The following is a 23,802-nucleotide window of genomic DNA, read 5'->3' as shown; positions in this document are numbered from 1 at the left end:
CCATTTCCGTACGAAAATCATGGCTACTTCTATCGTCAGCAAGACCGCACGCGACAAGCTACCTCCACGCCGGGAACCTTACTTTGCTCGGGTTCAATCTGGTCTTTATGTGGGGTTCCGTAAACTCGCCGAAGGCGATGGAACCTGGATCGCTCGCAGACGCAACGAGGCCGGCAAGCAAGAATACAAGGCGCTCGGTACCCTCTCGAGCTTCGATGACGCGGTGAAAGCTACCCTCGAATGGTCGAAGGCGGCGGATGCCGGGGTGTCCACCAAGACCACAACCGTCAAGGACGCCTGCGAGCACTACGTCAAGCATCTGGGGCTGCACAAAGGCGCCTCCAGCAAATCGGACGCCGAGGGACGTTTCAAGCGGCTGGTCTACGACGACAAGATCGGACGCATCGACCTGGCGAAGCTGCGCACGTCACACGTGAAGGACTGGCTCGCCGAGCAAATCAGTGAGATCGAGGAGTCCGCCGAGGACGAAGACGACCTGCGGCGCGCCAAGGATTCGGCGAACCGCAATCTTGCGTCGTTGAAAGCAGCCCTGAATCTTGCACTACATGACCGCCTCGTTGCGACAGATGCCGGATGGAAAACAGTCACGAAGTTCAAAGATGTCGGGCGTCGTAGACAATCGTTTCTCCCAGCGGAGCAGCGAAGCGCTCTGATGGACGCCTGCGCCGAAGACTTACGGCAGTTGGTCAAAGCCATGTTGTTCACCGCAGCTCGCCCAGGCGAACTCGCACGCGCATGCGTCAAACATTTCGATCGTCAGCAAGGCACACTCGTCCTTGACGGGAAAACAGGGCATCGCATCGTTTCGCTGTCGTCAGCCGCCATCAACTTTTTCGAGGAGCGGACGAAGGGCAAAATCGCCAACGCTCCAGTCTTCTCGACGGAATACGGGCAGTCTTGGAACAAGGACTCATGGAAAAAGCCCTTCAAGGACGCGGTCAAAGCCGCCGAGCTTCCCGCTTCAGTCGTGATGTATTCGCTTCGCCATACGGCAATCAGCGAAATGATCGCGAGCGGAATCGACAGCTTCGAGGTGGCACGGATGGCCGGGACATCGACTGAGATGATCGACAAGCATTACGGACATTTGCGACATGACCGGATGCGCGCAAAACTCGATGCGATCGCCATTATCTAAGATAAATAGGGTTCGACCACGGGCAGCGCAGCTCGCCCGTGTCGATCGAGATCGACGTGAATCCTAGCATCCGCCTCCCGGGTTTTCGATGTCTGGCGATCGCGAGCACCTTCGCCATTGCGTCAAAAAACGATGTGAGTCAGCAACATCGATGCCGAGTAGTGATTGCCTCTGCAAAATCTTCGGCGCAGAATTCGAACGCATAGCGAAGCAAAAATATTAACGAGGGGACTAATGGCAGCGGCTAATTTGCAGGCCGCGCCGGCGGACGCCGAGCTAGGCGCGAGCGCGGGGCGACAGATCGATGCGACCGGAGAAGCGACGGCGAGCTTGACACCGGAGTTGGTGATTGCTCTGTGTGGGCCCATCGGATCACCACTTCACTCTGCCGCGGAACAGATTGCGAATGCCCTCGGCGAATATGGTTACCGGACAGAAAAGGTCCGACTGAGCGAGTTCATCCGCCTCAATGCGAAGGAAGGTGGGATTGACTCGACCAGCGAATTTTCCAAAATCCAGTCGTTGATACGCGTGGGCGACGAGCTTCGCCACACCTACGACAACGACATACTAGCCAAGCTGGCAATCGCAAAGATCGGCGCTGACCGGCGAAAGACGTTTGGCAAGTTTAAGGACATCGCCAGCGAAGCGAACGCGGCCAAAGGAACACAGATCCGCGAGCATCGGATCTGCCACGTAATCGACTCGATCAAGAACAGCTCCGAGCTCGATCTGCTACGGCTCGTGTATGGCGATGCGCTTTTTGCTATTGGAATTTTCTCGCCACTTGAAGTAAGGCAACGGAATCTTGAAAAGCCTGGCGCGTTACGCCCCGACGAGGTCGAGCAACTCATTGATACCGATTCAGGGGAGGAGTTCTCACACGGCCAGTCGGTTAGAGACACGTTCCCCCGTTGCGACTTCTTTTTGCGGGTGGACCATGCGATGGTCGGACCGTCCGAGCCCAAAGCAGTCGGGCAGTTGGTGGAAAAGCTACGTCGCTTTTTCAACTTGATTTTCAGGGTATCGATCGAAACACCTTCGCCCGAGGAAACTGCAATGTACGCTGCGGCATCTGCGGCGAGAAATTCAGCGTGCATTTCCCGACAGGTGGGCGCCGCGGTCACGACGACATCCGGCGAGTTGTTGGCCGTCGGTTGGAACGATGTGCCGAGAAGCGGTGGCGGATTGTATGGAAAACCACCACTCGACGTCAGGGTCCGCGGGCTACCCGTCGCCGGCACCGAGGAGCGCTGTTTCGCTCAGACGGGCGCCGCCTGCCACAACGATCTTGAGAAGAAAATGATCGCGTCAAAGATCGTCGAGTCGCTCATTACGGCCGAAATGTTGCCAGCGGAACACCAAGAACTCGCCACCCAGGCCATACTCGGTGACTCCCGCGTCAAAGACCTCATTGAGTTCTCACGTGCCGTTCACGCCGAGATGCATGCCATCTTGGGCGCCAGTCGTGTTGCGGGCGACCGCGTGATCGGCGGAAAGCTCTATGTAACCACCTACCCGTGCCACTCGTGCGCTCGACATATTGTCGCGGCTGGAATTTCAGAGGTTCACTACATCGAACCATATCGAAAAAGCTTAGCAACACGGCTTCACACGGACGCCCTCACTGAATCCAGCGAGGCGGGCGAGAAAGTTCGCCTTCTCCAGTTCGATGGCGTCGCTCCGCGGCGGTTTATCGAGTTGTTCGAGGGCGGCTCTAGGAAGAAGAGCGGCGTGCTAAACTTGCCCTCGCGCTCGGAGGCAGTACCCTCGACACGTGTCAGTCTGAGGGCGATTCCCCGACTTGAGGAAGTTGTTGTTGCGGAAATCACCAGCAAGCAACTGAGATTTCCCGAGCTTATTCAACAGGAGAATGCGCATGAGCAAGAGCCCAACCCGCAGGCACCAGCTTGAATTGCCGGTGCTGGTTACCCTTAGTGGTGGCCGCCCCCAGAGTTCCGGTATCGAGACGAGCCGTAGCGTTAACATGTCCGCGAAGAGCGCGAAGTTGCCAGCGCAAGCGTCAGCTCAGGACGAAGCCATCTACAAAGCGATCAGCGACAACTACTTTCGCGATCTCAAGTAGGACCGCAGCGCTGCTGTCGGAATCTCGTTTGGCGCGCACTGTTATCTCTGCCTTGCTACCTGCAGAGGTCAGCCGCTCCGCTCGTCGAACCTGGCCCGGCTACAGGGATCGGCGAGCGCCCTGTCCCACTGACGAAACGTTGTAGCCGATCCCATGCGGCCAGATAGCGATGCTTCGGCACTGCGGCTAATTGCTCGTCATGCAGGAGCAGAACGCGCTCCACATCGGCCAGTTCGTCCTCTACCAGTGTCCACGTGTTGCCGCTTTCGGCACGTGCGATGCAGGCGTCTAGTACAGCCTCCGCTTGCCGGTACACGTCGAAATCCGAACCAGAAGCAGTCTCACCACGCATAAAGAACGCGAGATAGACGACTCGCAGCAGGCAAATGACCTGATCACAATCTCCGCTTCCCGAGCGAACCACGGCCAGCGCCATGTGGTTCTCCAGCGACAGAGAACGCACCTTCTCAGTGGGCAACGGCAACAGCATTTCCTTCGTCAACGCTGGCCGGCCAACTCGTCGCATCGTACTGCGTCTCACCGAATTTTTCCTCCCGCTACGTCCAGTTTCACAAATCCACCGCAAGTTTCACCCCGTCGCAAAGCACGCCGTATTAGCGGCTTCCTGCTTACGATCTACGACGCAGCCCCGCGGTCGATGGCAGACAACCACGTTCGACCATGACGCGAACAATTGCCACACCGGAATCTGTATTGGCGATCTCCGTTCGCCGCAGGCGGCCTATTCGTCGGACCCAACAGCAGGATCGGTCCAGCATTCCCACATTTCTCGCACGTTCGCACGATAGGTTCCCGGCCACTCCCTAGCCTCACCCTTGCTTCCATTCGACCACTCGGATCAAGCATCAGCAGCCACCGACGGCAGGCGCGCACCCAACGATGACCAGTCGTTGGGTCAATGCCAAGCTCGATGGCCGCAGCCCTACTGGTCTCCCGCCATCCCAACATCCGCACCAGCTGCAGAGCGTACTTGCGCATGTGCCGGCCATTCAGCGGTGTGTTCGATATTCGCGTGAAATAGGCCAGACATGTGCGGCATCGAAAGCCCGGCAATCCGTTCGGCCGCTGCTGCGGATGATATTCCGTTTGCTCGCTGCTACACCACGGGCACGGCGAAGGTATGGAACTTTGACTCAATGCGGCCTCGATCCGCTCGAGCAGGAACTTGCTCAGCACAGTATCCTCAACTCGCTCGACAGGTCCCGGGGGCAGTCGACGATCTGGCAGTTCCAGCTCACTCCACAGAACGCGATCCGGAGCCTTCACTTCGAGCGCTGCATCACTGACGCTTGCCGCACGCACCACGACTGGCACCGGCATCTCTGGATGCACCTTATGGCGCGCTCGAATTGCCGTATCGATAGCATCGTGGATCACTTCGCCTTTGATGCCCTCGCCCTGGTCCTGCAATACATCCAGGAGCCGGCTGCGCCCGCACTTCGGGCAACGAATCCGCCGCCGCCGCTGAGGATCAAATCCACCCGCAAGGAAGCCACCCTCGAAGCCGCATCTCGTACAACGCGCACGTGGCGCGACCCGCACGCCGAGCCGAACACGGGCCTCCCACCGCCCGGACGGATCGAGTTCGAGCAGATAGCGGCGAAACGCTAGCAACCACGAAAGTACGGCCTTCTGGGTGCGCCCCAACCGTTCGCCTGCCTGCAACAACGACATCTGCCGCGACAGCAGCGGGATCATTACCGTGCCCTTTGCGAGGTTCTTGAGGTTTGCAAACGGCGTACCGGTCAGCCGGTTGAAGCTCTTCTTGCACGCATGACAAAAATAGATCGGGAGCTTACTCTTGCCGGACGGTCGATCGGGACGAATGCGCAGCCCGTCGCAATGCGGACATCGCGGCACTGGCGTCGGCGAAAGATGAATCAATTCGTACCACGCCCGCATCAGGTAATCCGTTAGATCCACGTCTTCGGTCAGCGCGTCATCGACGGGTTCCTTCGCGGTGATCGCGCCAACCGTGGCATCGAAGCGCCGTGTCGGTGTCGTCTCATGATTCGTTCGACGTGTACCGGGCAGCAATGACTTGACTGTTCTGGACATCGCGATCGTCAAAACTCTAGATATTTAGGGCAACGGGCGAATTGATGTGGGGCATGGCAGCGCCGATCCGTAACTTGGCACCCGTTCTCAGTTGTCTGCTCCATGGTCAACGTAACCTTACGATCGAGCAGCCGCGGAGTTCATTGAATCAGCGCATTGACGGCATCGATGCAAATTTCCGATGCGTCAATACGCGATCCTTCGATGGGAGTCCGGTAATGCGTGACGATCACGCGCTGAAACTGCTGCCACGCATCCGCAAATCGATACGCGGGCGCAGCCGCGAGCTGAGCATCGTACAAGAGCAAGATACGCTCGACAGCGGCAAAGTCCTCGTCCTTCAACACCCATCGTTCGCCGTTGAGTGCTCTGGTCACGCAGTCTTCTACGATAATCTCGGCGATCCGAAATTGCTCGATGTCGGAACCAGCTGCTGTCACGTCACGCATGAAATACGACAGATAGACGATCTGTGCGAGCCGGCCGATTTGTACCGCATCGCCTTGGCCGCTGCGCAGAACGGACAATGCGACATGACCTTCAAGCGACAGCGTTCGAATTGTATCGTTCGACATCGGCAAAAGCTGCTCCTTGGTGAGCGGCTTACGCTTCGTTCGACGGGGGGAGTTTCGAGCCATATCAGTCAGCCAAGCAACATTTGAGCAATCGGTACAGCAACATCAACGGGGGGTCGTTTCATCATTTTGAAGAAGCGACTAAGTAACAGCCGCCGCGGTGGTCTGTCTTGCGGTACCCTCCATCACACCATCGACGCGGTAACCGCCTTGCTGCGGTGACTTTCTCCAACGTCCTCTCTCCTCACCTTCTGCTGAACGGCCGTCGGCTTATGAGGCCGCGCCGAGGCTGGCCGAGATTTCCGCTGCTCATGAGCGCCACGGTCGTCGCGAGCATATGCCGCGATTGGATCTGAAGGCGGCTGGTTCGAAGGACGTCCTTGGGATCGCGACGAAGATGCTTGCTGCTTCGATCCTGTTACAGGTGCCGTTTTAGCGCGCGCACTCTTGTGCCCCGCCTCCAAACTCTTCAATTCGCCTGGACTCACCCAGGTCTCGCTATACTCAGCGAACGCCGCCGTGGTGGAGAACATCACCAGACTTCCGATTACTACGTTGCGCATCAACGGAATCCATATCTGAAAGAGGGACGCAGACTCGACAACTGCCGCGTCCGGAGCACCTAAACGAGGCACATCAAAATAGAAATCGAGGCGTTACTTCGTGAGACGCACCACGTAGTAGCCAGCGACCTGTGCGTTTGCCGACAGGCTGTAGTTCGGCGCAACCGAGACCGATGCACCCTGGAGCACCGACTGGTAAGTTACGGTGCCGCCCGACACGTTCGCGTATTCGATAACCGGTGGGTTTTGGGTGGGTTTGACATTCGTCGTAAAGTTCAGAGCCAACGTCGAGGATGCCATTGAGCGGAGATCGCCTGAGGACTTCACCTCGTAGATGTAGTCTGCCGTCACTCCAGCGGGCGTCGGATTCGGCTTCCCAAGGCACACCGTGAAATCACCGGTAATGCCGTTGGACGGCGTCTTGATTGTCAGTGTCGCAATGCCGTCGTCGGTCGTCAGATTCATATTAACGTTCGCGACGACGCTGCTGTTTGTGAGCGTCAGCTTCTTGTAGTCAGTCGGGCAGGAAAACGAGGCGTCCGTATTCGACGCGGTTTGCGAGGTCGAACCCGTCGAACTTCCCGACGTCGCGCCACCGCTGCTTCCATCACCGCCACCACATGCGGCCAGCAGAACCGCCGAGCCCATCAGACCAACCAGTACCAGCTTCTTCATTTTTTTCTCTCAATTGTTAAAGATAACTAACAAAAAAACACCCCACCTGTACGACTTGACCGAAGCCACCCGGGGTAGTTTCTGCATAAAAAGGCGCGGAGACACTGCTTACCGCGCAAAGCATCTAGACCCGGAGGGGAGCCTAGATGCGGCCAATCAAACTCGAAATATCAATCGAAAACCGGCCGCCGCTTCCGCTTCACGATAATTCGTGGCTCGGTAGTAGGAACAGCCGTCCGCTCGCGTGTGGGCGGCTTGACGGATGCCTGTCGCACTTTCTCCATCGCGCGACGCTTAAGGTTCAACCACGGGTGACGTGGAGGAAGCCGTACCGGTTGCGTGACGTTCGACACATTCGATTCATCCAACCGCCTGTCTTCCATTACAAGAGACTCCCCATTTAAAACTGCGAAGTCAGCTGGAACCCAACCGTGACGCGTGCAGTCGGAAAGCCTGACGGCTTATACACAGGCGTGCCCGCAAACAGGTCATACGCGTAGGCACCGAAGCGCGTCCCGATGCTTCCCTTCACACCGATGACAGCGCCGGCCAACTGCGTACCGACGAGCGCAATCGGCTGAGGCCCCCACACGCGCCCGTAATCCAGCCCTGCATACACCGCTTGCCCCGTCTGGCCAATCTGCATTTGCAACTCGTTACGCCAGTAGAACCCGCGCGACGCCGCCAGCATCGTTTCTCCGTCGAAGCCGCGCACGGTGTATCGGCTGCCGATCGTCAGGTCATCGAGGTAGTACAGCGTATCTCCCGTGTACTGGCCATGAATCGTGCCGACATAGCGAAACGGCTGCTTGCCGATCGCGAACGGGACCGACAGGTTCGCGTCGAGTACGGCCATCTTGAAGCGATAAGTCGGGCCGCTCGTCGCCAGTGTGTCGTCCTGCGCGCCGAATCCGCCAACGCCTTGACGATACGCGAGCGAGCCATCGAATTGCGCGCCGTCGAAGTAGTGCCGGTCGGTCAGACCGAGTTCGATGAGCGTGTTGTTACGGTGCTGCTGCGAAATCTCGGTATCCTCAATAAAGCTCTTACCAAAACGGCGGGATAGCCGGAAGTACGCGCCGAGCACGTCGCTCTTGCTGCGCGCCAGTACCCGGGCCAGCTTGAAGTCGGCCGTCTTCGAGTTGCCGCTCGCGACGAACGTCTGATTCACGCCCGCGATCTGCTGGTAGTAGGTGTTCGTGTACGCCGATAGCGTGGCCGTCCAGTAACCCCACGGAATCGAATAGAAGCCGTTCCAGCCGTGCGAGCCGAGCCGCTTGTCGCCGAACTCAAGGTCTTGGCTCACGCCGACGTTGAAGGTGTCGTTCAGGCCGAGCGGGTTATCGATGCCGACCGACAGGTTGCCTTGCAGCTTGCCGGTAGCACGCGTGCCCGAGTTGTCGATCGATGCGACGACCGTCCACGGCTTGCCGCGCTTCACGTCGAGCACGACATCGCTTTCACCGGGCAGATCCCCCGGTACGATTTGCATAGAGACATCCTGACTCGATACGCGTTTCATTTGCTCAAGACCTTGTTCCAGGTCGCGCAGGTTCAGCACTTCGCCATCGCCGGTCGGGAATGCAGTTTTCCACGTGCCGCGCAGCTTTTCGTCGGCGAAGCGCACGTGACGAATCACACCGGGAATCAGCGATAGTTTCAGCGTGCCAGCCGACAGGTCTTGCTCGGGGACGAGCACGCGAGTCGTGACGTAGCCGCGCGCCAGAATCGCTTGTGATAGCCCTTTGACAAGCACGTCAACGCCTTGCTTGCCGACGCATTTCCCGGCGTAGTGGCTCAGCCATTCGCGGGCGAACGCGAAGCGATCCAACGGTAGCGCGGACGCGCCTTGAGCCTTCGCTGCATCGGGCAACGAGCCAGGGACGTCGAGCGTAAAGCGGTCAATGCGGAAGCATGGCGTTTCGACAGGAAGGGCCGGATACGCTTCAATGCGTGGTACTTCCGACCGAACGGAAGGGGCACGCACGGTCGCGTCGCGCTGCTGTGCGTCCCGTTGCTGCTGCGCCTGCCGATCCTGTTCGGCGTTCGCCCTCGCGGCAGCCGCTTGGTCGGCAGGGGACGGTGCCTGCTGTGTATATCCTGTCAATGGCACGAGGGAGGCAATCGACAGTAGGACGGCGGACGAACGAATTCTCATTCGGATGCGTGTGTTGAAGTTGTTTTAAGGCTTGGGGGCAAGGTGACCGGGAATCCAGACCCATTCCGTACCGCTCCATTTCCAGAAGCCCATCACCCACGTCATGGTCGACCATGAGGGGAGGACGGGCGACATTTCCGGTTTCGGCGGCGGGCGCGGAGGTGCGTCGGGCGGCACGGTCTCACATGCCGCAAGCGACACCGCCACGACGAGCGACACTACCGAAAATTTTTCATTCAATATCGCCACGTTTCCTCCTCACACAATTATTTCCATCTGGCGGCATCCAATTTCATTTTCTCGTCAATATAGTCATTGGATTCTTGATCCAGAGGCTCGTCAGCAGAAAGTTCCACGACCTCTTTGACCCCTTTAAAAGGAAGCAATGAGGCCAATGTGTCGTGATCGGAAATTTCCAAAAGCCCCCACTCAAGAAGTGCAGTTAAATAGCCACGCCACACAGACGCGACCTCGGTCGTAGGACCTCGCCATTCCAATTGGCGTAAAATCCTATTTCTTAGTTCTTCTACTGTCGGATATCCATTAACCATAGCTATCATTTCGGCAACCTCGGGGTGTACACCGTCCCCTGTGAAGTAATAATAGTAATGCTTTGAATTTTTTCTCCACTCCCACTATCGCGGCTCAATGCTCGACTGATTCCCCGCGCTGCAATTTCCGGCGTCATACCCGGTTGATTTCTGGCGTCAATGATGATGTCGCCGGATTGCCCGCGTGCATCCATTGCCGTGCTCGAAATCGCCTTGGACAACCCATCGGAATCCTGCTTGACCACATTGGTCATCGTCTTGAGTTCATACTTCTTTCCATCGATGAGGAAGTCGCCGGACCGACCAACGTTGCTTGACGGAATCACTTCGACCGTTCGGCCACCGCTCACCATCTCGTTGATGAAGCCCCGTTCGGCTGCGGTTAGGTTCTCTGTCGAGCCGATCAGCTTGCCAGCGGCTGCCGCCCCAGCGCCCGCTACAGCCGCCCCCGTCCCTGCGGGCATCGCGCCGCCAGCGGCCAAGTCACCGACAGCGATCGCGGCCTGATTTCCGCAAAGTACCGGATTCGACGCGCACGCCTTGATCGCCGATCCAATGGCCGTCGCTACATCCGGAAACAGTGCCACACCGCCCGTTACCAAAGCGGCTACCGCTGCGGCAGAGGAAGTTAGCGTGCTGTACTTTTCCTGCTGGGCCTTGTCTCGATTGGCCGAACTCGCGACCGCTTGCGCAGACGGTACGTTCATGCCTACGCCATTCGGATAATACTTCGCGTACATCGCCACGTTGGCCTTTTGATCCGGGGTCGCGTAGAACATATATCCGGGGCCACTGTTTCCGTCAGCCGGAAGCAACCCGTGCGCTTGATTCAGAAATGCGCTTGCGGTTTGATCCCATGCGCCCGGCGAACCGTTCTGCACCTGGCGATTGGCCTGCGCCGTGAGGTCGCTAATTGCCTGCTCAACCGTGATGCCTTGTTGCTTCGCATACCGCGTCGCGTTGTCGCTGATCCATTGTCGCTCAGTCGGATGCAACTGCCGGTTGTAAAGTTCGTTGTTCGCCGCCGCGCCCGCACCCGCGAGCGTCCCCGACGAACCGCCTCCGGCCAGTGCTCCGCCCGCCGCACCGCCTGCTGTCGCGACAACCTCGTTCAGTGCCTTGCGTGCAGCCGCCTGCGCATCCAGCGGCAACTGGCTTACCGCCTGATCGATAATCGGCTGCGCCAGCGACTGCAAGACATCACCCGCCAGCGAACCCGCCACCGCGCCGCCGATGTTGCCGCCCGACAACGCCGCGCCGATCGCGGCCACCGCCGCGTGCAGCGCATCGCGTCCCGCGCCGCCTTCGCCGAACAACGCCTTCATCTGCGGACTGCTGTTCTCAAGCTGCGTGGCCGCTTCCGCGACCGCGAACGTCGCCGCCTTGCCGAACGCCTGCGCAAACGCCAGATCGTTTTGTGTCTGCTGCAAGTTGAACGTGTTCTTAACGGTCTGGTTCGCGTTCGCCGTATCGCGCGACAAACCTGCAGTGCTGTCGGTGCCATTCTGTTGATCGGACTTGACGGTAATCGTTGCCGGACTCACCGCCGCCTTCGTCACGCCGCTCGCACTGTCACCCGTGTGCGCAAAGCTCGGCCCGCTCGAAGTCGAAAATCCTTCCGACGAAGCCGAGTACGACATCGAATTCTGGACGTCCTTGAACCCGAGGCTGCCCGTCGTCAGCGTATTGCTTTCGGCAGGGGCGGCGCTTGCGATCTGAGCGCCGTTGAGCTGCGTATGGTTCGCCACGTTCACGTCGAACCCGCCCTTGCCGGCAACGATACCGGTCTGCTGAATGACCGAAGCATAGTTCGCATCGATGCCGGTATGCCCGATCGACACATCCGCACCGCCGCCGTAGCCGAACGTAAAGCTACCGCTCGCGCCCGCGCTATGCTGGTTGCTCGCGTAGTTCGACGTATCCTGAACGCTCGTCATCGTGAGATTGCCGCCCACGTCAGCCTTCACCTTGTCGCCTGACACTTGCGCGCCCGTCAGCGTTGTGTCGCCGCCCGACTTCATCGTCAGCGTGTTGCCCGCCGCGATGGTCGTGTTGGTCTGCGTCACGGCACTGCCGTTTCCTTGGCCGTGCGAGTTCGTGCCGTTCGCAAAAATACTGATCCCGGTCTGCTTGCCGACGCCGATCCCAACGCCCGCGTTCCAGCCCGATGAACTATTCGAACTCGTGTCCTGCTCCGTGCTCTGTGCGCTTTGCAGCGTGATCGCATTGTTCGCATTGAGCGACACGTTCTTACCTAGCACGTTTGCGCCGGTCATCGTGATATCGCCGGTTCCAGCTTGTGCGTTGCCGTTCGCGTCGGGCGTGCCCGTCGCTGTCACATGCACGTTGCCGTTACCAATCAGCGATGAATTCTTTGCCTGCGTGATGGATGTCGTCTCGTTGCTGCTGCTGTGGCTCGATCCGATACTGAGCTGAACCTGAACACCGTTCGCGGCTTCGCTGACGTTGCCCTTCGACAGGGCAGTCGCCGCATTCTTCAATCCATCTCGGCTCTGATAAGCCTGCTCGGCTGCCGCCACCCCTTGTACTGCTACCAAGCGCGAATCGCCGGACTGTACGCCCTGACGAACCGTGCTCGCCATCGACTGAGCGAGCCCCACCACACCGCCGTTCACACCGACGCTCAGGCCCGATTGGCTGAAGTGCTGCGACTGCGCGTCGTTGTACGTGTCATAGGCCGAATTCACAACAACGTTTTGGCCGGTCACGTCGAGGTTTTGACCGGCGACCACGGTACTACCGGTGATGGTTGCGTCCTTGCCCGCGCTGATCGACACGTTGCCAGACGATGCGCCGACGACGCTTGCGTTGTTCGTCACCTGCTTGGTCTGATCCGTGTTGCCCATCGCGCGGCTACCGAAGGTCACGGACAGCCCGCCATTGGTCAGCAAGCCGCTTTCTTTCTTGTCGTAATACGACGACGATTGCACCGTGTCCTGCGTCGTGGTGATATTTACGTTGCGCGCCGCATCAAGGCTCACGTTGTCCGTGCCGACAATGTTGCTGCCCGCTACGTTGATATCCCGGCCGCTTCCGATCGTCACCCCGTCCGCTGAAATCGTGCTGCCTTGACTATAGGTCGCCGTCTGGTCCGTACCGCTTGCAACCTTCACGCCGCTAACCACGTTGCTATGGCTATGCGTCTCGTGCGAGTCGAACGTATGCGTTTCGGTCGCCGCGCCGACATTCACATCCCCCTTTGCCAGCAGGTTTGCATTGCCTTTGTCGAGGCTGATCGAACTACCGATCACATTGATATCCTTGCCAGAGGCAACCGTAAGCGTATCGCCACTATGCACAGACGTGCCAAGCAGCGTATCGTCCGCGCTGTGTTGCTGCTCTGCATAGCTGCCGTGGTGATCGCTGCCGGAGCTGTTACTGTTGACGGTCGACGTCGCGCTCGCCGCGCCGAGCGTCACATTGCCCTTGGCTGCAATCGTGCCACCCTGGCCAAGATCGATCTGCGCTCCCTTCGCGGTAAGATCTCCGCCGACGCCGATACTCGATTGCCCGCCGACCGTCACTGAGCTGCCGGTGACCTTATTGATGTCGGTGTTCGACACACCGTTCGCGCGCTGCACGATCTTGTGCTCGCCCGTCTGAACCGCACCGAGATCCCAGTTACCCCCAACATTCATCCCGAGATTGCCGCCAACCGACAGGTTGCCCGCGTTCTGCTGGAAGTTGCCGCCCGTCTTGATCGCCGCATCACCCGTGACGTCGAGTTGCGCCACCGGTCCGAGTGTTGTCGTGACGCTCGTCGCACCATCGCGGCTCACCCGGGTATCGGTCTTCACCGCGCTATTGAGAATGAGGTCACCGCCTGCGTTCAGGTTCAGGCTGCCTGCCTTGACCTTGGCCGAGGTCAAATCAACATTGCCGGTCGTCGTCAGCGACATCAGGCCGCCGCTTTGCAGCGCACCGAACGCGTTATCAATCTGCTTGCCCTGAATCGACAGCGTGTTGTCCGCCTTCACCGTGCCGCTGTTCGTGAAGTTCTGTGCGTCCTTCAGGTCGATGTCGGTGGCCGTAATCAGCGGACCGTTGATATTCTGCTGATTGGCCTTCGCGAGATACACGACCGGCACCAGCACCGACTGCCCGTCAACAACGCGCGTCTCCATCATGATCACGTTGCTCGTGAGCTGCGACACCTGCTCGGCCGACAGGCTCGCGCCCAACGGAAGGTTGAGCGACTTCTCCAGCGAAGCGCCTGCCGCCATCAGCGACTGGTACATCGACTGGAGATCCGTGTACGGACCGAGCACCGCACGGCCCGTCAGCGACGTGACTTGGTTGCGAACCAATTGCTGCTCGTAGAAGCCGTCACCCAGCCTCTTCGGAATGTGGGTAAGGTCGACACCGATCTGACCGAAGAAGTAGTCGCTCGAAATGAAACTCTTCTGATTCGTGAACGCCGGATTCGTCTCGATCACGTAGCTCGCGTTCGGCGACGGGTTCGGTTTGAACAAGCCGCCCTGCGGAATGGTCAGGTTGTTCAGCACGTTCGACGCAGTCGCGCTCGCGATGACCGGATCGACCGTGGTCACACCACCATGCACCACCGACGCACCCGACTTCGTGCCGCTCGCGCTACCGCTCAGTCCACCGATCGTCAGGCCGGGTACGGCTTGCCCGGGCAGCAGGCCCAGCGACGGGATCGAGGCGTTGCCCGCGGTGTTGTTGATGCTCACGCCGGTTCCGGAAATCGTCCCGTTCGAACCCAACGTCGAATGGTAGTCCGGCAGCGAGTACTGCTTGACCGACGCCGGCGCAGCCTGCGTATAACCGCCCGGACGAGAGGTAACGAACGGGGCATTGCCGAACGGCAACTGCCAGTTGTATTCGCTGTTGTCGTAGTTGTTGTAGTGGTACTGCCCGGAGTACGACACGGTCACGCTCGGCGCCTGTTGTCCGGTGGCAGCCCACCCGTTGGCATCGTAGCTCTTCGGCATCTGGACATTGCCAACGGCCGTGATGCTGCTCCAGTAGTTTTGCAGGCTGGCGACCGTTGATGCATTGATACTGCCGCCCGACACGATTTGAGCAGCCGGGCTGATGCTGGTCACGGTCGTCGCGGTCGCGCTATCCGCGTAGTAGGTCGTGTATTGATACGTACTGTTCCACTGACCGCCGTGGGGCGGATCGGTATACACGCCGCCGATGCTCGTCGGGTCCTTAACACCGATCTGCCCCGTTTGGCCCTTGATCGGTACGCCGAACTGCGCCAGCGTCGCGGGATCGACCGAGCCCGTCGAAGTCGTCATCACGCGATGCGTGTTCGTGATCTTGTCGGCATGCAATTCCATGCCGCCGCCGGACTGGATCAACGCCGACGAATTGTTGATCAGGGCCGCATTCGTGTAGTTGCCGCTGGCGTCCTTACCACCGGCCAGTACAACCTTGCCCATACCGAAGATGGCCGTCGTCGCCATCGTGTCGGTCGCCGTCGTATCGTCACGGTTCTCGATGTCATTCGCGAGAATTTCGAGCGTGCCGTTACTGTCCGATGCGCCAATCAGCGCCGTCGGTCCAAGGTTTGAGACCGTGCCCGTTGCATTGAGCGACACGCTGCCGCCGACGATCGCACCCGTGTTGGTCAGATTGCCCGATTGCGTTTGCAGCAGCCCACCGGCCGACAACGCGCCCGAGTTGACGATGTTGCCCGCACTGACGTTCAGGTTGTTGACCGATTGCACATTGCCGCTATTGTTGAACGTGCCGGGCAATGTGAACGCAAGATTGTGACCGACGTTGAACTGATAGTCGGGCGTCACCGAGAAATCGCCCTGCAGGTTCACGTTGGCGTCGTGCGCTGCGCTGTACGTGCCGCCGCCTTGCAGCGTTGGGGCCGTTACCGTCAGGTCATGCGTGGAGCTGATCTGCCCGTTCGTGTTCGTGACCGTGCCGGTCGTCGTCACGTCCACGTCGCCACTCGAATTCGCGACGTTACCGATCTGCCCACCGCTGTTGTCCAGGGTCGTCCCTTGAACGTGGAGGCTCGCACCGCTCAGCTGGCCGCCCTGCGTGTTCGAAATCGATACTGCGCTGACCGTCACGTCGCCGTTACCGGTGATCGCGCCCATGCCCGTGACGCCGCCCGCGTGACTGTTGGTGATCTGGCTGCCGCCCTGCACGGTCATCTTGCCAGCGCCGAGGTCAGCAATCGAGCCATCAGCATTGTTGATCGATGCCGACTGGATGCTGAGCGTGCTCGCATCGCCCGCCGCCGTCTGGCCGGCCTGAATGTGTCCGCCCTGGTTCACCAGCGCGCCGCCGTTCGTCAACGACAGGGATGCGCCTGCACGGACCAGCCCTTGCGCGTTGTTCACGTCGCCCGCGATCGTGCCGGTGATGCTGCCCTGTGCGGCGAGGATACCGCCCGAGTTGTCCCAGGTGCTCGCGTCAACCACCGCTTGGCCCTTGGTGACGATGGTGCCGCCTGCATTGTTCAGCGCGCTAGCGCCGTTGCCGGGCTTGACCGTCAGCGTGCCCGTGCCGGCATGCGTGATCGTGCCGCCCGCATTGTTCAGTTGGGCCGGAGCGAGCGTGAGGTCCGTGCTGTTCGTCTGAATCACGCCGCCCGCTGAGTTGTCCAGCGTGCCGCTCACATTGACACCCATCGCGGACGATCCAAACTGCGTGATCGTCCCGCCGTGGTTCGTCAAGTTCGGCGTGGTCAGTACCATCTGGTTCGCTTCGAGCGTACCGCCGCTGTTGTCGAGTGTCGAATTGGCGGTCACCGACAAGTTCGGCGCGACAATCGTTCCGCCCTGATTGGTCATCGAGCCGGTATGTATTACCGCATTCGTGCTCGCGCCGATCTGTCCGCCGTCATTCGTCAGCGTGCCGCTGGTGATGCCCAGGTCCGTATTGGACAGCAGCTTACCGTTGGTGTTGTTCAACACGCCGCCAACCGCAGCGGTCAACCCGGCCTGGGCATTGATCGAACCCGACGTGTTGTTCAGCGAACCGCTTTGTGCCGTGATACGTCCATTGCTGGCGATCTTGCCGCCGATGTTCGACACCGAGCCCGATCCATTGCCGAGCGTCAACGTACCGGTGCCGGCGTGCGTGATCGTACCGCCGTCGTTCGCAAGTGTCGCGGGCGCGAGCGTCAGATCGGTGCTGTTGGTCTGCAGCGTGCCGCCGCTCGAGTTGTCGAGCGTACCCGTGACATTGACGGCCATCGTGCCGGTTCCGGTCTGCGTAATCGTGCCGCCGTGGTTCACCACGTTGGTTGCGGTCAACGAAACCTGATCCGCCTGCACGGTACCGGAACTGTTGTCGAGCGTGGTGCCGCTCAACGCGGCCGTCTGGCCGACGATGCTGCCGCCGCTATTGGCGAGGTGCGTGCCGGCATCGACCGTCACGCCCTGGGCAGCTTGAAGCGCTCCGCCGCTGTTGTCGACCGATTGCCCGGACACGTGAAGATTCGTGTTCGACGTAATCGTCGCGTGGTTGGCGATATTGCCGCCTTGGACGGTCACATCGCCGTTGCCGCCGATCACGCCGCCTTGCGCGCCGTTCGCGGTCGTGCCCGCCACGTTAGTGAGCTGGCCGGTTGCCGTCAACACCATTCCATCGGTATTGAGCGATGTGATGCGGCCGGCCGTGTTGTCGATCGTCACGCCGTCGACAGTCGCATGGCCGGCGCTCTGGATCGTGCCTTGATTATTCGCGACGGTGCTGCCGCGCAGCGCCATCGTGCCTTCCGACACGAGCACACCAGCCTGGTTGGCGATCTGACCGGCGACCGTCACGGACAACGGTCCTTGCGACGACACTGTGCCGCCCTGGTTCGATACGTTGCCGCCCGTCAGCGTCGTACTACCTCCGCTCGTCAGGTTGCCGTGGTCGTTGATGACCGTTCCTGCGGCGTTGGCCGTCACCGCGCCCTGGGCGCTCGTCGTCGCATTCGTGAGATTCACGTCGCCGCCCGTCGCGTTCAGCGACAGGTTGCCGTTCGCGGCCGTCGTACTGCCGGCGAGGTTCACGCCGTAACCGGTCGCCGACACGTTGCCGCCCGCGACGTTCTTGCCGGTCGCGTTCAGTTGGCCCGTCGTCGTGACTTGCAGGTCGCCGACTTGCGTGACGGTACCGTCGCTGTTCACGCCCGCGCCCAGCAGGCCCGTCGAATTCAGCGAACCCGCCGTCACGCCGACGTTATGTTGCGCCGCCACCGTTCCGGTATTCGTCACATCGGCGCCAGTATTCAGCGATACCGACTGCTGACCGTAGGTCGTGCCGCTGTTCTCGATTCCACCCGCAGCCGATACCGCGACGTTACCGACCGAACTGATCTTGCCCGACTGCACCAACCTACCATCTGTGGTCAACGTCAGGCCCATCGCATCAGCCGCGATCGTACCTGCGTTCCGGACCCCGACACCCCCCTCGGTTCCCACCAGAAAAATTCGATTACTGTACATACCGCCCAATTGACCCACGTCAATTGCAACGGCGGGGGCTGCACCATCCCCCTGAATTCGAGTCGCCTGGAGCGTGTCGTGACTGACCTGATTCGCGCCAGCGATCACGTTCAGGTTCGAGGCATAGATGGCTGCATTCGCCTGTACGGCTCTGGAAATGAGGTCGACCTGATCCACATTCGTGGCGGTCAAGCCGGCGCCTTGTACCGTGATGAGGCCGCGTGTCACGCTGAAACTACCCAGCGACCCGTCCGCATTCAGGTTTGGCGTGCCAGTCGTCAGGATTGCTCTCGAGGTGTTGATAAAGCCACCACCATCGATCACCAATCCCGACGGATTGGAAATGATCATCTCGGCGCGTTGGCCGGCGATCTCGACAAAACCTTTCAGTTGTGAAGGGTTGTTGCTGTTGACCTGGTTGATGATGATCTTGGCTGAACCGTTCGGGCTGAGGTTCGGGTTGCCGTTGATGTAACCCGCCTGCTGTGTGTTCGTCAGCGTGGGTGAGTTATTGACGATAACGCCTTGTTTGGGTACGTCGAACTGCGAATAGGTGTTCAGCGACACGCCCGCCCCAGAGGGCTTGGTGATGTTGACTTGCTGGAGACCGTTTTGCGTCTGGATGACTGACGGCGCGTTGGCCCCGGCGCCCACGACCTGAGCGCTCGCCCAAGTCGGTGCGCCGCCGGCTGCAACCAGTACCGCGAAAGTGGCATGGCGCAAGGCGAAGCTCGCCAAAGCACTCGACGCGCGATTGGCAACGGCACGCGGTGCCTCTCCCTTGCTGACTTTCCCCGTTGCGTGAGCGGTCTCCTCGACCGCCACCAGCATGCCGCGCACGCGGCTGAATACCAGACGATATTGGTTCTTGTTCATGGATACGGCAAACGCTTTTTAGACGTCAAGCAAATGGATCGGAACGCCTTGCACAAGTACAGAGACGCTCTCTAACGTCGAAAGCAACGCTGCCGAACATTTGTCGGTACTTCAACACTTGTGGTTGCGGCGAAATGGCGGCCCCTCAAGCCGCAATCTACCGAAAGGTTCGCCCTCACAATGTCAGAGATTGCCAAGCACGAGTCCGTTCGAGCGAGTCAATGCCCACGTCCCGGTTCGAGAACGAGTCCGATCTAAAATTAGAGCGCTAACCGACAATAAAAATCATTTGACAATTAAAAACATTACTGCAAATACAACCTCACTCAGTCGACATTTCGACAATAAACGCTTGCGCATCCGCCTCAGCGTAGTTCCGGCGTCGAATCGACCTCGATCTTCGCCGAAAATTACCAATTCCCACTATCGAGCGCGGTCCGATTCAGCCCATCTATATTTGTTGGAAAAGCTTTCAATCCGCGAAATTAAAGTCGCCAGATAAGTAACGGGGATGCTCTTCATTGACATTTCGACGCATTCTGCAGCGGCGCCGAAGCACGCTCAACGCTACGATCGCGTTGATCTTGAATGTGTCGGATATGCAACAGTCTCGCGACGCGAATTGCGCTAGCCACGTGCCGACGTGTGGGCGTCTTGCTTACTAAGCTCGCACAAGCTTGCTTCGCGCAATCAGGCCGCCTTGTCGCTTGCGCTCACCGGAGCCAGTGACTTCACTTCGGCAATTGTCTGCAATTGCTTCAGGTAGTCCGGCCGAAACTGAGCCATCCACCGAACAACCCGGGCGTTGTCGAGGAGACTCGTGAGGTAGCTCTTGATGACAACCAGTTTCAGACTGTCGGGGCCGTAATTTTCCTCAATGACCTTGGTATCGGCCTGCAGGACAGCCAACTCCCGCTCGAGACGCTGGATCGCTTCGACCGTTCCGCTCTTCGTCGCGCGCTCCCGCGGCCCATCTACCAACTGATCATCTGGCGTCGTTTCCAGCATCGCCAGCGCAAACTTCCCCGAGTAGTTATCGAGGTTGTTCATCGCATGCGCGACATCGATCTGGCGAAACGGTTTCATCTGCCGCAGGATTGCAAAAACACGGCACGGCACACGTTTATCGGCGAGTAGCCTGATCGCTTCTTCACAAACCCCATCCAACATTCGGAAGCGGGCCCGGATCGTTCCCGCCGATAATCCGAGAGCGGCAGCCAAGCGGTCGATCGGCACACCGCTTTCGTATACCTTGAGGATCATGTTGTGCTCTTGAATCGCCGCAACGCGACTGACTCTCTTGTTGTACGTGAGCCCCTCATCGTCCTTAGCGACCAAGCACCGGGCGTATGCCTTTCCGAGATCCTTCAACGCCTCAACGCGAAGATGGCCGTCGAGAATTGAGAAATGACCGGGGATAGACGAATGCGGGATCGCGACGACAGGCTCGACGAGACCGATCACCTCCACCGATGACCTAATTTGGGCGTATTTGGCGCTCTCTTTGACTTTGGCCGGTAGCGTTTTCGACGGGTGTAGCACCGCAAGCGGGACATCGAACCATTCATGATTGAATCCGCTTTCCACGGCTCTAGTACGTGACTTATCCATTAGATGAGCCCTCCACGATTGGCGGCCTCGGCCAATGGCTGCGGCACCGTCAACAACCCCTCATTCTTCACCAAGCTGACGAAGTCCGAGTCGGCGAAAAGTTCCTTGAATATCTCGTTAACGACGAGCAACGAGGTGCTCACGCGTTCAGCCTTAAGCTGGATCAGTTTGTGTCTATCTGCGTCGCGTTGATACAGGCGCATCAAATCGTCCGGGCTGAGCTTCTTGCGCTTGGCAGGGCGACCCGCTTGTTCGTGGGTTGCTTTACCGATCCGGGCACGCTGCTCGAGAATGCGGCGAATTGCCGAAACCTTTTTCCCTTTGATTTCGCCGCTGTTGACAGCGTCGAGCAACAAGTTCTGCGCCTCTGAGTCAGACGCGCGCGAAATGTCGGCCGCGAGATGCAGGGGAATATGTCCGGCCTCCGCTGCTGCGAGCAGGCGCTTCTCTCCCCTTTCCAGCAGCGTTCCGACCATGTTGACCCAAGACGCGGTGTAGCCGATCTTCTTACCTATTTCGGCATCCGAGTAGCCCTTTTTGCGTAGCGTGTCGACCTGGGCCAGCATTTCGCTTGCAAGAGGATTGCGTCGAGCGACGTTCTCTACGACGCTCATAATCAGACCAGTGTCTTCATCCACATCGAGCACGATCGCGGGTATCTCAGTCTGACCCAGAATTTTGAACGACTCCAACCGGCCCTGACCACACACGAGCGCGTACTTGTCAGGTTCGCCTGCCATGCGCCTCACTTCGATCGGCCGCTTCAGCCCCACGCGCTGAATGTTCTCGGTGATTTCGCGATGCGTTTTTTTGTTTCGGATTCTCGGATTGACAACGACGATCGCATGGACGGGAATCATCACAACCTGCCCCGATTCGCTGTTCATATTGCCTCCTCGAGCGGCACCCGTGCCGCAAGCAGATAGAACACATCAAGCGTCTCGAACTGGTACGCATCGAGCGCGAAACCGTTGCGCTCTGCGTATGGAAGCAGCGCCGACGTGAAATCGATCGCAGGAAGGAGATAAAAATCGTACGGTCCGGTGTTGTCGTGGTTCATACGAACCACAACCGTGATGTCGGGTGCCAAACTTGTATCGAGCCGGATACGCCATCGATAGCTTCCAGCCGGCGTCGGTTTGCAGCGCGCAATAACGAGCGATGCCGTGAACTCGCCATTGACGTCGAGCAGATCGGTTTCACCGTCCCGACGCGAGAACCCGCCAGCCTGATCGATACCCCTCTGGATCTCGTCGAGCACTTCCGGATGTCGTTGACGAAGTGCGCGGTTTATCTCCAGATATGAGTAGTCGCGTCGCGGCAAGAAGCCAACGAGGTTATACGCGCGCAGGAGACTACCAAAGCGGGACCGATATGCTGCGCTCGACGGTACACCGTCTTCCTCGTCGATGATCAAGCCAGACAGTGCGCCGTATTTGTTCAGGATACTCACGAGTACCTTGAGCATTTCGCCGTCGTCCAGGTGGCGGGAGCGATTCGCAATGATCGCTTGCACCTTCAGGTACCAGTCGGTGGGGACAATAGCATCAAACGCACCATCCTTCCGAATCCATTGCTCCGGCGGATTCCGCACATGCTGCATCTTCAGCTTGAACGAGGTCCGGTTGTATACGTTGTTTCCGATGTACTTTTCGTTCGTCAGAATCTGATGAATCGTTCCCCGCGTCCATGGCCGGCCGCAGTGGTTCAATACGCCCTCCCGGTTCAGGAACGATGCAATCACGCGTTCGGGCATGCCTTGCTCGAGAAAGAGTCGATAGATGCGATGCACCGTAGCGACCTCTTCCGCTGGACCCGGCACGAGCACAACACGATCGGTCTGAATGCTCTTTTTCTCACCGTGATGCAGGCGGCCCTTGACGATGTGGTTCTCGTCGATCAATTGCCGTTGTAGTCCGAAACCTGGCATGCCGCCCTGTCGGTAGCCGCGTTGGACAAGATTGCGATGACCGGCGAACACCTTGACGGAAAGCTCGCGGCTGTATTCCGCCGCCATGCTCCGTTTCAAGCTCTTGAGCAACGTGGAACCGAGCGATGTATCGCTTCCGAACTGTTCGGCGCAGTATATGACCTGGACGCCATTGCGCTTGCACGTCTGTTCGTAGACAGCCGCTTCATCCGGGTCGGGGAAGCGCCCCCAGCGACTGACGTCGTAGACGAGCACGGCGACAAAGTCGGTCTTTCCGCTCTGTACGTCCTGAAGCAAATTCCTGAGCCCCTGCCTTCCCTCGAGGTTCAGTCCGCTTTTCCCATCATCCTGGTACGACTGCACGATTTCCATGCCGTGAGTACTGGCGAACTCGGCAATGAACTGCGACTGATTTTCGGTCGAGTAGCGCTGATGCTCTGTCGACATGCGCGTGTACTGCGCGACGGGAATCTTCTTGCCACCATTTTCTTCTTCAACCGTTATCGAGTGCCGCATGATCGCGCTCCAACGACCGACGTTGAATGGCAATCGTTCGCCGAATACATGACAGATTGATGGCAGTGGAAATCAATTATTGAGGTCCCGATACATCGGTTTCCAGAACTATTGGGGTCTATTCCAATAAATTTCGGATCTCTATCACTCTCCTGAGCACGGCCGACGACGGCCGATCCTGCCGATGCAATCTCGCGCCGGTGCATTTCATTCAGGAGTTCACGTGATGCCCCGTCCCACCCCATACAACGCTCAGATGCGATAGTCCGCTGCCCGCGTTGCCGCTCGTTGTAAATCGACATTCTCACCTTCAGCGCATCACACGAGTGATGCCCATTCGCATGCTCTTTGGTCGATTCAAAAAAATTTGAGACACATATGACTGCTGCGAGCCCGGGCCCTTCCTGCGGCTTCGCCAGTACAGCCGCGTGCTGGCGTCGTCATCCTTCTCAGGAGTCAAACGATGCTCCCTCCTTCTCCACTCGACTATCTTGCCGCTTTCGCACTCGCCTTCCTTGGCGGTGTGCTGGTGGCAGCATGTCACTGCCGGTACGTCGGTAAGGTCCGGCG

General features: G+C 59.0%; 14 protein-coding genes. 3 read left to right on the top strand and 11 right to left on the bottom strand.

The genetic code is table 11. The features are described from left to right. Positions 1-19: 19 nt before the first annotated feature. The 3 genes from R9B84_RS01020 (at position 20) to R9B84_RS01010 (ending at position 3,245) form a co-directional block, all read left to right on the top strand. Complete coding sequence (locus R9B84_RS01020; protein ID WP_423758936.1) at positions 20-1,159, top strand: tyrosine-type recombinase/integrase; 1,140 nt, start codon at positions 20-22, stop codon at positions 1,157-1,159. Positions 1,160-1,393: 234 nt separating this feature from the next. Then, entirely contained in the window at positions 1,394-3,073 is a 1,680-nt protein-coding gene (locus tag R9B84_RS01015) for an anti-phage dCTP deaminase (protein ID WP_423758935.1), read from the top strand. Then, a complete protein-coding gene (locus R9B84_RS01010) occupies positions 3,039-3,245 on the top strand; it encodes a hypothetical protein (RefSeq protein WP_060142619.1) in 207 nt (68 codons plus the stop codon). Before R9B84_RS01015 ends, R9B84_RS01010 begins: the two co-directional genes overlap by 35 nt. A 55-nt stretch (positions 3,246-3,300) precedes the next feature. On the opposite strand, the gene R9B84_RS01005 is transcribed toward R9B84_RS01010, so the two are convergent. From R9B84_RS01005 to R9B84_RS00955, 11 genes are all read right to left on the bottom strand, one after another. Further along, complete coding sequence (locus R9B84_RS01005; protein ID WP_423759939.1) at positions 3,301-3,735, bottom strand: hypothetical protein; 435 nt, start codon at positions 3,733-3,735, stop codon at positions 3,301-3,303. Positions 3,736-3,881: 146 nt separating this feature from the next. Next, the gene (locus R9B84_RS01000; RefSeq protein ID WP_423758934.1) at positions 3,882-5,324 is read right to left on the bottom strand and encodes a DUF746 domain-containing protein; all 1,443 of its coding nucleotides are present in this window, start codon (positions 5,322-5,324) and stop codon (positions 3,882-3,884) included. Between the two features lie 140 nt (positions 5,325-5,464). Then, positions 5,465-5,899, bottom strand: a complete 435-nt coding sequence (locus tag R9B84_RS00995; protein ID WP_243435323.1) for a hypothetical protein — start codon at positions 5,897-5,899, stop codon at positions 5,465-5,467. 656 nt (positions 5,900-6,555) lie between these two features. Next, positions 6,556-7,137 (bottom strand): hypothetical protein, encoded by a 582-nt coding sequence (locus tag R9B84_RS00990; RefSeq protein ID WP_423758933.1) that lies wholly within the window; start codon positions 7,135-7,137, stop codon positions 6,556-6,558. 400 nt (positions 7,138-7,537) lie between these two features. Then, a complete protein-coding gene (locus R9B84_RS00985) occupies positions 7,538-9,295 on the bottom strand; it encodes a ShlB/FhaC/HecB family hemolysin secretion/activation protein (RefSeq protein WP_423758932.1) in 1,758 nt (585 codons plus the stop codon). 24 nt (positions 9,296-9,319) lie between these two features. Continuing rightward, positions 9,320-9,472, bottom strand: a complete 153-nt coding sequence (gene bcpO / locus R9B84_RS00980) for a CDI system lipoprotein BcpO (protein ID WP_423759938.1) — start codon at positions 9,470-9,472, stop codon at positions 9,320-9,322. Positions 9,473-9,561: 89 nt separating this feature from the next. Next, positions 9,562-9,855: a hypothetical protein gene (locus R9B84_RS00975; protein ID WP_423758931.1), complete on the bottom strand. Its 294-nt coding sequence runs from the start codon at positions 9,853-9,855 to the stop codon at positions 9,562-9,564. Next, positions 9,852-19,175, bottom strand: coding sequence for a contact-dependent inhibition toxin BcpA (bcpA, locus tag R9B84_RS00970; protein ID WP_423758930.1), 9,324 nt, complete (start codon positions 19,173-19,175; stop codon positions 9,852-9,854). The genes R9B84_RS00975 and bcpA overlap by 4 nt, the downstream gene beginning before the upstream one ends. 690 nt (positions 19,176-19,865) lie before the next feature. Further along, positions 19,866-20,786, bottom strand: a complete 921-nt coding sequence (locus tag R9B84_RS00965) for a plasmid partitioning protein RepB C-terminal domain-containing protein (RefSeq protein WP_423758929.1) — start codon at positions 20,784-20,786, stop codon at positions 19,866-19,868. Next, positions 20,786-21,673: a plasmid partitioning protein RepB C-terminal domain-containing protein gene (locus tag R9B84_RS00960; protein WP_423758928.1), complete on the bottom strand. Its 888-nt coding sequence runs from the start codon at positions 21,671-21,673 to the stop codon at positions 20,786-20,788. Before R9B84_RS00960 ends, R9B84_RS00965 begins: the two co-directional genes overlap by 1 nt. Then, positions 21,670-23,232: a recombinase family protein gene (locus tag R9B84_RS00955; protein ID WP_423758927.1), complete on the bottom strand. Its 1,563-nt coding sequence runs from the start codon at positions 23,230-23,232 to the stop codon at positions 21,670-21,672. The genes R9B84_RS00960 and R9B84_RS00955 overlap by 4 nt, the downstream gene beginning before the upstream one ends. Between the last annotated feature and the right edge of the window lie 570 nt (positions 23,233-23,802).

The sequence above is a fragment of the Burkholderia sp. NLJ2 genome (assembly GCF_049487195.1).
Classification (GTDB): domain Bacteria; phylum Pseudomonadota; class Gammaproteobacteria; order Burkholderiales; family Burkholderiaceae; genus Burkholderia; species Burkholderia pyrrocinia.
This window is presented reverse-complemented; position numbering and strand designations above follow the sequence as displayed.

Bases quoted from the DNA above. Each gene is read 5' to 3' on its own strand.
- R9B84_RS00985 (WP_423758932.1), bottom strand. From the start codon at position 9,295: ATGAGAATTCGTTCGTCCGCCGTCCTACTGTCGATTGCCTCCCTCGTG.
- R9B84_RS00995 (WP_243435323.1), bottom strand. From the start codon at position 5,899: ATGTCGAACGATACAATTCGAACGCTGTCGCTTGAAGGTCATGTCGCA.
- R9B84_RS00960 (WP_423758928.1), bottom strand. From the start codon at position 21,673: ATGAACAGCGAATCGGGGCAGGTTGTGATGATTCCCGTCCATGCGATC.
- R9B84_RS01005 (WP_423759939.1), bottom strand. From the start codon at position 3,735: ATGCTGTTGCCGTTGCCCACTGAGAAGGTGCGTTCTCTGTCGCTGGAG.
- bcpA (WP_423758930.1), bottom strand. From the start codon at position 19,175: ATGAACAAGAACCAATATCGTCTGGTATTCAGCCGCGTGCGCGGCATG.
- R9B84_RS01020 (WP_423758936.1), top strand. From the start codon at position 20: ATGGCTACTTCTATCGTCAGCAAGACCGCACGCGACAAGCTACCTCCA.
- R9B84_RS01010 (WP_060142619.1), top strand. From the start codon at position 3,039: ATGAGCAAGAGCCCAACCCGCAGGCACCAGCTTGAATTGCCGGTGCTG.
- R9B84_RS00975 (WP_423758931.1), bottom strand. From the start codon at position 9,855: ATGATAGCTATGGTTAATGGATATCCGACAGTAGAAGAACTAAGAAAT.
- R9B84_RS00965 (WP_423758929.1), bottom strand. From the start codon at position 20,786: ATGGATAAGTCACGTACTAGAGCCGTGGAAAGCGGATTCAATCATGAA.
- R9B84_RS01015 (WP_423758935.1), top strand. From the start codon at position 1,394: ATGGCAGCGGCTAATTTGCAGGCCGCGCCGGCGGACGCCGAGCTAGGC.
- R9B84_RS00990 (WP_423758933.1), bottom strand. From the start codon at position 7,137: ATGAAGAAGCTGGTACTGGTTGGTCTGATGGGCTCGGCGGTTCTGCTG.
- R9B84_RS01000 (WP_423758934.1), bottom strand. From the start codon at position 5,324: ATGTCCAGAACAGTCAAGTCATTGCTGCCCGGTACACGTCGAACGAAT.
- R9B84_RS00955 (WP_423758927.1), bottom strand. From the start codon at position 23,232: ATGCGGCACTCGATAACGGTTGAAGAAGAAAATGGTGGCAAGAAGATT.